Below are 12,670 nucleotides of genomic sequence, written 5' to 3' on the forward strand. Positions count from 1 at the left end.
TCGGTCCCGAACGTTTTAGTCTGCATCCACCCAGCGTGTTCGGCGCAGCCATCGCCCCGAACGCAGGCTGATAAAAATAACAGGAGCCAACATGGGCCAGACTCGTTTTGCCAGTGGGCGTCAATTGGATCTGATTTGCCTGGGGCGCCTTGGCGTCGACCTCTATGCGCAGCAAGTCGGAGCGCGGTTGGAAGATGTTTCAAGTTTCGCCAAATACCTCGGTGGATCGTCCGCCAACATCGCTTTCGGCACGGCTCGACTGGGTCTGAAATCGGCGATGCTGAGCCGGGTAGGGGACGACCACATGGGCCGCTTCCTCGTTGAATCCCTGGCCCGCGAAGGTTGCGAGGTCAGCGGCATCAAGGTCGATCCGGAACGCCTGACCGCCATGGTCCTGTTGGGCCTCAAGGATCGCGAAACCTTTCCTTTGGTCTTCTACCGCGAAAACTGCGCCGACATGGCGCTGCGGGCCGAAGACATCAGCGAAGCCTTCATGGCTTCCAGCAAAGCCTTGCTGACCACCGGCACCCATTTCTCCACCGACGGCGTCTACAAGGCGAGCATCCAGGCGCTGGATTACGCCGAGAAGCACAACGTCAAACGCGTACTGGATATCGACTATCGCCCGGTGCTCTGGGGCCTGGCCGGCAAGGCGGACGGTGAAACCCGCTTTGTCGCCGACCAGAACGTCAGCCAGCATGTGCAGAAAATTCTCCCGCGTTTCGACCTGATCGTCGGCACCGAGGAAGAGTTTCTGATTGCCGGCGGTTCCGAGGATTTGCTCACTGCGCTGCGTAATGTGCGGCGCCTGAGCGCGGCGACCCTGGTGGTCAAGCTCGGCCCGCAAGGCTGCACGGTGATTCACGGAGTGATCCCGGTGCGTCTCGAAGACGGCGCAATTTATCCTGGAGTTCGGGTAGAAGTGCTCAACGTATTGGGTGCCGGCGATGCCTTTATGTCGGGCTTCCTCGCGGGTTGGCTGGAAGACGCCAGCGACGAGCGCTGCTGCCAGTTGGCCAATGCCTGCGGTGGTCTGGTGGTGTCGCGTCACGCCTGCGCCCCGGCCATGCCGACCCGCGCCGAACTCGACTATCTGTTCAACAGCCCGGTGCCGATTACCCGGCCGGATCAGGACGCCACGCTGCAACGTCTGCATCAGGTCAGCGTGCCGCGCAAACAGTGGAAACAGCTGTTCATTTTTGCCTTCGACCATCGCGGGCAACTGGTGGAACTGGCCCAAAAGGGCGGTCGCGACCTGAACGCTATCGGCGAACTCAAGCAGCTTTTTATCAAGGCTGTGGAACGGGTCGAAGCCGATTTGCGCGAGCAGGGCATCGAGGCCGATGTCGGGCTGCTGGCCGATCAACGCTTCGGTCAGGACGCGTTGAACGCCGCCACCGGTCGCGGCTGGTGGGTGGCGCGGCCGGTGGAAGTGCAGGGTTCGCGGCCATTGGCGTTCGAACATGGGCGCTCCATCGGCAGCAACTTGATCGCCTGGCCGCAGGAACAAATCATCAAGTGCCTGGTGCAATTCCACCCCGACGACGAGCCGCTGCTGCGACTTGAACAGGAAGCGCAGATCAAGGGTTTGTATCAGGCCTCCCAGGTCAGCGGTCACGAGCTGCTGCTGGAAATCATCCCGCCCAAGGATCACCCGTCGCCGCATCCGGACGTGCTGTATCGCGCCCTGAAACGCCTCTACAACCTGGGCATTTACCCAGCGTGGTGGAAGATCGAAGCGCAGAGCGCCGAGGAGTGGAAACAACTCGACGAACTGATTCAGGCGCGTGACCCGTACTGCCGTGGCGTGGTGTTGCTGGGGCTGAATGCACCGGCAGCGGCACTGGCCGAAGGGTTTCAACAGGCCAGCCAGAGCCAGACCTGCCGTGGTTTCGCCGTGGGCCGGACGATTTTCCAGGAGCCGAGCCGAGCGTGGCTGGCCGGTGAAATCGATGACGAAGCGCTGATCCGTCAGGTGCAGGGCACGTTCGTCGAACTGATCGATGCCTGGCGCACGGCGCGGGCCTGACGCGACACCGCGTTATCGTTCTTCGCGGGCAAGTCGGATCGCCGCACCGCTCGCTCCTACAGATCACCGCAGCTTCCCGTAGGAGCGAGGCTTGCCCGCGAAGGCGGCCTTAGACTCAACGGAAATTTAGAAAACAATAAAAGGTGCAGCCATGCCCGCTATTCGAATTGGCATCAACCCGATCTCCTGGAGCAACGACGACCTGCCGTCCCTCGGTGGGGAGACGCCGCTGAGCACCGCCCTGAGCGAAGGCAAGGACATCGGCTACGAAGGTTTCGAACTCAATGGCAAATTCCCCAAGGACGCGAAGGGCGTCGGTGATGTGCTACGGCCTTATGACCTGGCGCTGGTGTCCGGCTGGTATTCCAGCCGTCTGGCCCGCCGCTCGGTGGCCGAAGAAATTGACGCCATCAGCCACCATGTCGAGCTGTTGGCGAAGAACGGCGCCAAGGTGCTGGTGTACGGCGAAGTCGCCGACTCCATTCAAGGCCAGCGCATTCCGCTGGTTGAACGCCCGCGTTTCCACACCGAACACGCTTGGCAGGAATATGCCGACAAGCTCACTGAGCTGGCACGCTTCACCTTGTCCCAAGGCGTGCGCCTGGCGTATCACCACCATATGGGTGCCTACGTCGAATCCCCGGCGGACATCGACACGTTGATGGCGTTGACCGGCAGTGAAGTCGGCCTGTTGTTCGATTCGGGCCATTGCTATATGGGTGGCGGCGAACCGTTGCAGGTGCTGCGCAAACACATAGAACGCGTCTGCCACGTGCATTTCAAGGACGTGCGCAAACCGGTGGTGCAACTCGCACGCAACAACCTGTGGAGCTTCCCGGACTGCATCATCAACGGCACGTTCACCGTGCCCGGCGACGGCGATATCGACTTCGGCGCCTTGCTCGACGAGCTGCTGGCGGCCGATTACCTCGGCTGGCTGGTGGTCGAAGCCGAGCAGGACCCGGCGGTGGCGCCGAGTTACGTCTATGCCAAAAAAGGCTACGACACCCTGCGCACGCTGCTCGATGAGAGGACTAAGTGATGAACCTGCTGGTCAAAAGCAATGCCCATGGCCGGACCATGGTCGAGCTGGGTAAAGGTGAGCTTGAGTACGTCGGCTTCGCCGCTTACCGCTTGAGCCTGGGCGAAACCCTGCCGGTGTCGGCCGGTGATAAAGAACTGTGCCTGGTGCTGCTCTGCGGTCGGGTCAGCCTCAAGGGCGAAGCGCCGGGGCAGGGCGCGTTCGACTGGGACAACATCGGTGATCGCCAGTCGGTGTTCGAAGACAAATCACCCTTCGCTGCCTACCTGCCGCCTGGCAGTCAGGCTCAAGTGGTGGCGCTCAGCGACGTGCAGATCGCTGTGTGCGCCGCACCTGGTTCGACGAGCAACGGCCTCGGCCCACGGCTGATCAAACCCGACACCATGAAACGCAGCGTGCGCGGCAAGGGCGCCAACACCCGTTACGTCTGCGACATTCTGCCGGACACCGAACCGGCCCATTCGCTGCTGGTGGTGGAAGTGCGCACGCCATCGGGTCACTCGTCGAGCTACCCGCCGCACAAACACGACACCGACGATTTGCCGCACCAGAGCTTTCTTGAAGAGACCTATTACCACCAGATCAACCCGCCCCAGGGCTTCGTGTTCCAGCGGGTGTACACCGACGATCGCAGCATCGATCAGGCCATGGCCGTGGAAAACAGCGACCTCGTGGTTGTGCCCAAGGGCTACCACCCGGTCAGCGTGCCGTACGGTTACGAGTCGTATTACTTGAACGTGATGGCCGGCCCGAAACGTGTCTGGCAGTTCCACAACGATCCGCAGCACAGCTGGCTGATGGATCTCTGAATTACAACGTCTGCACGGAGAACAACAATAATGAGCACACCCCTGCGTTTCGCCCTGAACCGTATGGTCGCCCCACGGTTGTCCCTGCCCGCGTTCATCGAGCTGGCGGTGACCCTCAAGGCCGACGCGATCGAAATTCGTAACGACCTTAAAGGCGTCGAGATCGAAGACGGCACCGCGCCCGAGCGCGTCCGTGAGTTGTGTGCGGCCAACGGCATTACCGTGCTGTCGATTAACGCGCTGTATCCGTTTGATGTGTGGAATGACGAGCGCCGCGCACACGCCTTGAAACTCGCCGCTTATGCCCGTGATTGCGGCGCTCAAGGGTTGGTCATGTGTCCGCTCAACGACCGTGCCGACCCGCGTAGCGAGGCCGAACGTGCTTCAGGTCTGCGCACGGCGTTGAGTGAACTGGCGCCGATCCTGCGCGAACACGGCATTCTCGGTTTCATCGAGCTGCTGGGTTTTGAAGAGTGTTCGCTGCGCCGTAAACGCACGGCGGTGGAGGCGATCAAGGCCATCGGCGGGCTGGATGTGTTCCGTCTGGTTCACGACACCTTTCACCATCACCTGGCCTGCGAGCATGAGTTCTTCCCCGAGCTGACCGGGTTGGTGCACATCTCCGGTGTCGAGGATGCCGAGGCACCGTTGGCGACCCTACGCGACGGCCATCGGGTGCTGGTGGGCGAGGGCGACATCCTCGGCAACGCGGCGCAAATCGACACCTTGCTCAGCAGCGGTTACAGCGGCTATCTGTCGTTCGAACCGTTTGCCGACAGTGTCCACGGCCTGGCGGATATCCAGCAGGCGATCGGCGCGAGCATGGATCACCTGAAGAACTCTTTGGCCTGAAAGGTGCGGTTATGACCACAACAAGACTGACCATGGCCCAGGCCCTGGTGAAATTCCTCGATAACCAGTACATCGAGGTCGATGGGGTTCAAAGCAAATTCGTCGCCGGGATCTTTACCATTTTCGGTCACGGCAACGTGCTGGGCCTGGGCCAGGCACTGGAGCAGGACAGTGGCGACCTGATCGTCCATCAGGGCCGCAACGAGCAAGGCATGGCCCATGCGGCCATCGGTTTCGCCAAGCAACACCTGCGGCGCAAGATCTACGCCTGCTCTTCATCGGTCGGGCCGGGCGCGGCGAACATGCTGACCGCCGCCGCGACGGCGACCGCCAACCGCATTCCCTTGCTGCTGTTGCCTGGCGACGTTTACGCCTGCCGCCAGCCGGACCCGGTGTTGCAACAGATCGAGCAGTTCCACGACCTGAGCATCAGCACCAACGATGCGTTCAAGGCCGTGAGCAAATACTGGGACCGCATCAACCGTCCCGAGCAACTCATGACGGCGGCGATCCACGCCATGCGTGTGCTCACCGACCCTGCAGAAACCGGCGCGGTGACCCTGGCCTTGCCACAAGATGTGCAAGCCGAGGCCTACGACTACCCCGATTATTTCCTGCAAAAACGCGTGCACCGCATCGAGCGTCGTCCGGCTACCGAAGCGATGCTCGGCGATGCCTTGGCGCTGTTCAAAGGCAAGCGCAAACCGCTGATCATTTGCGGTGGCGGGGTCAAATACTCCGGCGCCAATGCCGCCTTGCAGGCGTTCGCCGAGCGCTTCGATATTCCCTTCGCCGAAACCCAGGCCGGCAAGAGCGCGGTGGTGTCCAGTCACCCATTGAATGTTGGCGGGATTGGTGAAACCGGCTGTCTGGCGGCGAATCTGTTGGCCAAGGATGCGGACCTGATCATCGGTGTCGGCACCCGCTACAGCGATTTCACCACCGCGTCGAAATCCCTGTTTCAGCATCCTGAGGTGCAATTTCTCAACCTGAACATCAGCCCCTGCGATGCCCTGAAGCTCGACGGCGTGCAACTGCTGGCGGACGCCAACGTCGGGTTACAAGCCTTGGCTGATGCCTTGGGCGAGTACCGTTCTGCGTGGGGCGATCAACCGCGTCAGGCCAAGGCGCAACTGGACGAGGAAGTCGACCGCCTCTATCAGGTCGACTACCAGAGCAAAGACTTCATCCCGGAAATCAACGACCCCATGGACCCGGCGGTGCTGCGCGAATTCATTGAGCTGACCGGTTCTTGCCTGACCCAGAGCCGAGTGCTCGGTGTGCTCAATGAAGTTCTCGCCGATGACGCAGTGATCGTCGCCGCCGCCGGCAGCCTGCCCGGTGACTTGCAGCGCAGCTGGCGCAGCAAGGGGGTGAACACCTATCACGTCGAGTACGGCTATTCCTGCATGGGTTACGAGGTGAACGCCGCGTTGGGTGTGAAGCTCGCCGAGCCTGAGCGCGAGGTCTATGCGCTGGTCGGTGACGGCTCTTACATGATGCTGCATTCCGAGCTGGCGACCTCGATTCAGGAGCGACGCAAAATCAACGTGGTGTTGCTGGACAATATGACGTTCGGTTGCATCAACAACTTGCAGATGGAACACGGGATGGACAGCTTCGGCACCGAGTTCCGTTTTCGCAACCCGGAAACCGGCAAGCTGGACGGCGGTTTCGTGCCAGTGGATTTCGCCATGAGCGCGGCGGCCTATGGCTGCAAAACCTACACAGTGAACACGGTCGAAGAACTGAAAGCGGCATTGGCCGATGCGCTATTGCAGACGGTATCGACGCTGATCGACATCAAGGTCCTGCCCAAAACCATGATTCACAAATACTTGTCGTGGTGGCGGGTTGGCGTGGCGCAAGTCTCCACCAGCGCCCGCACCGATGCGGTGGCCAAGACCCTGAATGAGCGACTGGCCAAGGCCCGTCAGTACTGATTGCTCTGAAACGAACAACAATAAGTCTTCACAGGAGAGTCTTCATGTCTTTGCTTTCGAATCCATTGCGGCTGGGCGTCATCGGCACCGGGGCCATCGGCCAGGATCACATCCGTCGTTGCAGCCAGACCTTGCTCAACAGCCAGGTGGTCGCTGTCACTGACATCAACTTGCAACAAGCAGCGAAGGTGGTTTCTGACCTGAAGCTGACCGCCGAGGTCTATCCCGACGGCCATGCGCTGATCAAGGCGCCGGAAGTCGACGCCATTTTGGTCACCTCCTGGGGGCCTAGCCACGAAGCGTTCGTGCTGGCTGCGATTGCTGCCGGCAAATCGGTGTTTTGCGAGAAGCCGCTGGCGGTCACCGCTGAAGGTTGCCGCAAGATCGTCGAAGCCGAAGTGGCCCACGGCAAGCGCCTGGTGCAGGTCGGCTTCATGCGTCCGTATGACGAAGGTTATCGGGCACTTAAAGCCGTGATCGACAGCGGTCAGATTGGTGAGCCGTTGATGTTGCACTGCGCGCACCGCAACCCGACCGTCGGTGAAAACTACAAGACCGACATGGCGATCACCGACACGCTGATCCATGAACTGGACGTGTTGCGCTGGTTGCTCGACGACGATTACGTGTCGGTGCAAGTGGTGTTCCCGCGCAAGAGCAGCAAGGCGCTCGCGCATTTGAAAGACCCGCAGATCGTGCTGCTGGAAACCGCCAAGGGCACGCGCATCGACGTCGAAGTGTTCGTTAACTGCCAATACGGCTACGACATCCAGTGCGAAGTCGTGGGGGAGACCGGCATTGCCAAACTGCCTGAGCCGTCGCAGGTTCAATTGCGCAGCGGGGCGAAATTGTCCAACGCGATTCTGATGGACTGGAAGGATCGGTTTATTGCCGCGTACGACGTCGAGTTGCAGGCGTTTATCGATGGTGTGCGGGCAGGGCAGGTGGGTGGGCCTTCGGCATGGGATGGGTTCGCTGCCGCCGTCGCCGCAGACGCATGCATCGAAGCCCAAAACAACGGCCAGATCGTCAAAGTCGGCCTGCCAGAACGCCCACACTTCTACGGCTAACCCCCCGTAATGATCGTTCCCACGCTCCGCGTGGGAATGCAGCCCGGGACGCTCCGCGTCCCAAAAGCGGACGCAGAGCGTCCATTGATGCGTTACCACGCAGAGCGTGGGAACGATCGGCGTCAGGTGATGGAGAACAAAAACATGCGCATCGCACTAGACCCCTACATGTACCGCACCCTGTCCCTGGGCAAGATGGTCGATAAGGTCGCCGAGCTCGGTTACGAACACATCGAACTCTCGCCCCGGGAAGATTTCCTGCCGTTCTACAAAGCCCCGCGAGTCGACAAGGCGCGGATCAAGGAATTTCGCAAAGCCCTGAGCGACACCGCGGTCAAGCTCTCTTCCTTATTACCGATGTACCACTGGGCCGCTGCCGACGAAGGCCTGCGAGTGGCCGCCGTACGCAACTGGAAGCGGGCGATCCAGATTGCCGTGGAGATGGACTGCAAGCTGGTCAACACCGAATTCACCGGCCAGTCGGACAACCCGCTGGTCTGCGAGAACCAGTTCATGCGCTCGATGGACGAGCTGATCCCGGAGTTCGAGCGCGAAGGCATCAAGCTTGATATCCAGGCCCACCCTTACGACTTCTGCGAGCGTAACAACGAGTCGGTGGACATCATTCGCGGTCTGGATCGCGAGTGGATCAACTACCTCTACGCGGCGCCGCACACCTTCTTCTATGACGATGGCAAAGGCGATATCGCTTCGATGCTCAAGTACGCTGGCTCCAAACTGAGCCACCTGATCATCGCCGATACCTACAACCACAAGGCGTCTTCAGGGTTGCGCTACATCGTCAACCCGCCGGGTGTAGTCGCCACCGTGCACCAGCATCTGGACATCGGTCAGGGCGAAGTCGATTGGGACGCGTTTTTCGGCACCTTGCGCGAGATCCAGTTCGACGGTATTGCGACAGTGTCGGTGTTTGCCTGGGAAGACCGGCCGGATGAGTCCAGCCGGATGATGCTTGAGCGCGTGACCCGCGAACTGTGCCAATAACCTCGAAACCGATCGTTCCCACGTCGAGGCGTCGAACCGTCCGCGTGGGAATGCATCCCGTGACGCTCCGCGTCACATAACGGCGGACGCAGAGCGTCCATGGCGGCATTCCCACGCAGAGCGTGGGAACGATCATCAGGAGAACAACATGCGTATCGGACTTGTCGGTTACGGCCATGGCGGCCGGTTTTTCCATGCTCCGCTGATCAGCAGTTTGCCGGCGGCGACGTTCGTGGGTGTGGTCACTCGTTCACCTGAGCGCCGACAGTTGCTGGCGGCCGAGCATCCAGGGGTGCCCGCGTTTGACAGCATCGGCCAGTTGGTGGAAGCCGGGATCGATGTGCTGGTGGTGTCCACTCCGCTGAAGGGCCGTCCGGCGCTGGTGCTCGACGGCATCGAGCACGGTGTGGCGGTGGTCAGCGACAAACCGTTCGCCGCTGACGCGCAGCAGGCGCAAACCCTGATCACCATGGCCGAGCGCCAGGGCGTACGGCTCAGCGTCTACCAGAACCGTCGCTGGGACTCGGATTTCCTTACCGTGCGCAAACTCATCGAATCCGGTGCGCTGGGCCAGGTCACCCGTTTCGAATCGCGGATCGAGCGTTACTCACCGCAAGCGGTGAACAACGGCAGTGGCGGTGGCTTCCTGCGTGATCTCGGTAGTCATCTGGTGGATCAGGCGTTGCTTTTATTCGGTCCGGTGACACGGGTCTACGCCGAACTGGATTACCTGGAAAAAGACCAGGTCTTCGATAACGGCTTCTTTATGGCCCTGACCCATGCCAGTGGCGTCACCTCCCACCTGGGCGGCAGTTGCCTGCAAAACACCCCCGGCCCGCGCTTTCGGGTGACCGGCACCCAAGGCTGTTACAGCGTCGATGGCCTGGACGGGCAGGAAGCATTGGCGCTCGCCGGGCTCTCGCCCAAATCCGAAGGTGAACGCTGGGGCGTTGAAGAGCATCGCCGATGGGGCTGGTTCGAACAGGGCGAAGTGCGCGAGCGGGTGCCCTCCGAGCGCGGTTGCTGGAATCAGTTCTATTTACAGCTGCAAGCCGCGTTGCAGAGCGGTGGCCCACTGCCCGTCGATGCCCGTGACGCACTGGCGACCACCCGCGTGCTAGACGCTGCGCGACTGAGTTTCGAGCGCCATCAAGTGGAGGAGTTGAACCCGTTCGGCAGTCATGGAATATAGCCAGAATAAAATTCTAAAATGAGTTGATATAGAAATTATATTCCAATAGAGTCATTTCCAGCGACCTGCCTCGCGACTCGTTTTCACTCTTTTCTCGCTGACTGAAATCGTCACGCCTCATCCATAAAACCAACAAGAATGTGGAGAAAGACTTTTCATGAAGACCAAGATCCGTTTCGCCTCACTTGCCTTGTCCCTGATGTTCGCCAGCGGCGCTGCACTCGCCGAAATGAAGATCGGCGTCAGCATGTCGCAGTTTGATGACACCTGGCTGACCTACCTGCGCGAATCCATGGACCAGAAAGCCAAGTCCTATCCCGATGGCGTCCAGCTGCAATTCGAAGACGCTCGCAGCGACGTGGTCAAGCAGTTGAGCCAGGTCGAAAACTTCATCAGCCAGAAAGTCGATGCCATCGTGGTCAACCCGGTGGATACCGCCGCCACCAAAAAAATCACCGAAGCCGCCGTCAAGGCCGGCATCCCGCTGGTCTATGTCAACCGCCGCCCCGATGACCTGAAGTTGCCCAAAGGCGTGGTCACAGTAGCCTCCAACGATCTGGAGGCCGGTGAAATGCAGATGCAGTACCTGGCCGACAAAATGGGCGGCAAGGGCGATATCGTGATTCTGCTGGGCGACCTCGCGAACAACTCCACCACCAACCGCACCAAGGGCGTCAAAGACGTGCTGGCCAAATATCCGAACATCAAGATCGAGCAAGAGCAGACCGGCACCTGGTTGCGGGACAAGGGCATGACCCTGGTCAACGACTGGCTGACCCAGGGCCGCAAGTTCGACGCGATCGTAGCCAACAACGATGAAATGGCTATTGGTGCTGCGATGGCCCTGCAACAGGCCGGCGTCGAGAAGGGCAGTGTGCTGATCGCGGGTGTCGACGGTACGCCGGACGGCTTGAACGCGATCAAGAAAGGCAACATGACGGTGTCGGTGTTCCAGGACGCCAAGGGTCAGGCGGACGGTTCGATCGACACGGCAGTGAAGATGGCCAAAAACGAGCCGGTTGAACAGGCCGTGTGGGTGCCATACCGCTTGATCACCCCGCAAAACGTCGACACGTTCAAATAGCCCGTCCGTTCAAATAACAACAATAAATACGCAAGGTGGCGACCGCGACCTTGCTGATGGAGTACCTGATCATGTTCGCTTCAGCGACTGCTTCGAGCACCCCGTTGGTGGGTATCCAGCCAACTGCAACACCTGTCGATGAGCCGTACCTGCTGGAGATCATCAACGTCAGCAAGGGATTTCCCGGTGTGGTGGCCTTGTCCGATGTGCAGCTTCGGGTACGCCCCGGTTCCGTGCTGGCCCTGATGGGCGAAAACGGCGCCGGCAAATCCACCCTGATGAAAATCATTGCCGGCATCTATCAGCCGGACGCCGGTGAACTGCGCCTGCGGGGCAAGCCGGTGGTCTTCGAAACGCCACTGGCAGCGCTCCAGGCCGGGATCGCGATGATCCACCAGGAACTCAACCTGATGCCGCACATGAGCATCGCCGAGAACATCTGGATCGGCCGTGAGCAGCTCAATGGCCTGCACATGATCGATCACCGCGAAATGCACCGTTGCACGGCGCAACTGCTGGAACGCCTGCGGATCAACCTCGATCCGGAGGAGCAGGTCGGCAACCTGAGCATCGCCGAACGGCAGATGGTCGAGATAGCCAAAGCGGTGTCCTACGACTCCGACATCCTGATCATGGACGAACCGACCTCGGCCATTACCGACAAGGAAGTCGCGCATCTGTTCTCGATCATTGCCGACCTCAAGCGTCAGGGCAAAGGCATCATCTACATCACGCACAAAATGAACGAGGTGTTCAGCATCGCCGATGAAGTGGCGGTGTTCCGTGACGGTGCCTACATCGGCCTGCAGCGGGCCGACAGCATGGACGGCGACAGCCTGATTTCGATGATGGTCGGCCGCGAGCTGAGCCAGTTGTTCCCTGTGCGTGAAAAGCCGATCGGCGATCTGCTGCTGTCGGTGCGCGACCTTAAACTGGACGGCATTTTCAAGGATGTTTCCTTTGACCTGCACGCCGGCGAAATCCTCGGCATTGCCGGGTTGATGGGCTCGGGACGGACCAACGTTGCCGAAGCGATTTTCGGCATCACGCCGAGCGACGGTGGCGAGATTCGTCTCGACGGCGAAGTGGTGCGCATCAGCGATCCGCACATGGCGATCGACAAGGGCTTCGCGTTGCTGACCGAGGATCGCAAGCTCAGCGGCCTGTTCCCGTGCCTGTCGGTGCTGGAGAACATGGAAATGGCGGTGTTGCCGCATTACGCCGGTCACGGTTTCATCCAGCAAAAAGCCCTGCGCACCTTGTGCGAGGACATGTGCAAGAAGCTGCGGGTCAAAACCCCGTCGCTGGAGCAGTGCATCGATACCTTGTCCGGCGGTAATCAGCAAAAGGCGTTGTTGGCGCGCTGGCTGATGACCAATCCACGGATCCTGATTCTCGACGAGCCGACTCGCGGTATCGACGTCGGCGCCAAGGCCGAGATCTACCGGCTCATTTCCTACCTCGCCAGCGAAGGCATGGCGGTGATCATGATTTCCTCGGAACTGCCGGAAGTGCTCGGCATGAGCGACCGGGTGATGGTCATGCACGAGGGCGACCTGATGGGCACCCTCGACCGCAGCGAAGCGACCCAGGAACGAGTGATGCAATTGGCTTCGGGCATGTCCGCGGTTCACTAATCGGCGA

The 12,670-nt window shown here is 60.4% G+C and carries 10 protein-coding genes; all 10 read left to right on the forward strand.

Annotated features, from left to right (window positions below; translation table 11 throughout):
• The first annotated feature begins 91 nt into the window (after window positions 1-91).
• The 10 genes from iolC to QK293_RS13920 all read left to right on the forward strand — a co-directional run bounded on the left by iolC (window position 92) and on the right by QK293_RS13920 (window position 12,663).
• On the forward strand, window positions 92-2,029 hold the full coding sequence (gene iolC, locus QK293_RS13875) for a 5-dehydro-2-deoxygluconokinase (protein WP_282377825.1): 1,938 nt from the start codon (window positions 92-94) through the stop codon (window positions 2,027-2,029).
• 151 nt (window positions 2,030-2,180) lie between these two features.
• Complete coding sequence (gene iolE / locus QK293_RS13880; RefSeq protein ID WP_282377826.1) at window positions 2,181-3,071, forward strand: myo-inosose-2 dehydratase; 891 nt, start codon at window positions 2,181-2,183, stop codon at window positions 3,069-3,071.
• Complete coding sequence (iolB, locus tag QK293_RS13885; RefSeq protein WP_282377827.1) at window positions 3,071-3,880, forward strand: 5-deoxy-glucuronate isomerase; 810 nt, start codon at window positions 3,071-3,073, stop codon at window positions 3,878-3,880. Before iolE ends, iolB begins: the two co-directional genes overlap by 1 nt.
• A gap of 30 nt (window positions 3,881-3,910) precedes the next feature.
• The gene (locus QK293_RS13890) at window positions 3,911-4,732 is read left to right on the forward strand and encodes a TIM barrel protein (RefSeq protein WP_282377828.1); all 822 of its coding nucleotides are present in this window, start codon (window positions 3,911-3,913) and stop codon (window positions 4,730-4,732) included.
• Window positions 4,733-4,743: 11 nt separating this feature from the next.
• Window positions 4,744-6,675, forward strand: a complete 1,932-nt coding sequence (gene iolD, locus QK293_RS13895) for a 3D-(3,5/4)-trihydroxycyclohexane-1,2-dione acylhydrolase (decyclizing) (protein WP_282377829.1) — start codon at window positions 4,744-4,746, stop codon at window positions 6,673-6,675.
• Between the two features lie 44 nt (window positions 6,676-6,719).
• Complete coding sequence (locus QK293_RS13900) at window positions 6,720-7,745, forward strand: Gfo/Idh/MocA family oxidoreductase (protein WP_282377830.1); 1,026 nt, start codon at window positions 6,720-6,722, stop codon at window positions 7,743-7,745.
• Window positions 7,746-7,889: 144 nt separating this feature from the next.
• Entirely contained in the window at window positions 7,890-8,750 is an 861-nt protein-coding gene (locus QK293_RS13905) for a sugar phosphate isomerase/epimerase (protein ID WP_282377831.1), read from the forward strand.
• Between the two features lie 148 nt (window positions 8,751-8,898).
• Complete coding sequence (locus QK293_RS13910; protein ID WP_282377832.1) at window positions 8,899-9,942, forward strand: Gfo/Idh/MocA family oxidoreductase; 1,044 nt, start codon at window positions 8,899-8,901, stop codon at window positions 9,940-9,942.
• A 157-nt stretch (window positions 9,943-10,099) separates the two neighbouring features.
• Window positions 10,100-11,026 carry a sugar ABC transporter substrate-binding protein gene (locus QK293_RS13915; RefSeq protein WP_282377833.1) on the forward strand — a complete coding sequence of 309 codons (927 nt, stop codon included), beginning with the start codon at window positions 10,100-10,102 and terminating at the stop codon, window positions 11,024-11,026.
• Window positions 11,027-11,097: 71 nt separating this feature from the next.
• Window positions 11,098-12,663, forward strand: a complete 1,566-nt coding sequence (locus tag QK293_RS13920) for a sugar ABC transporter ATP-binding protein (RefSeq protein WP_282377834.1) — start codon at window positions 11,098-11,100, stop codon at window positions 12,661-12,663.
• Window positions 12,664-12,670 lie beyond the last annotated feature (7 nt).

The organism is Pseudomonas sp. AL03 (genome assembly GCF_029960815.1).
In the GTDB taxonomy this organism is placed as follows: domain Bacteria; phylum Pseudomonadota; class Gammaproteobacteria; order Pseudomonadales; family Pseudomonadaceae; genus Aquipseudomonas.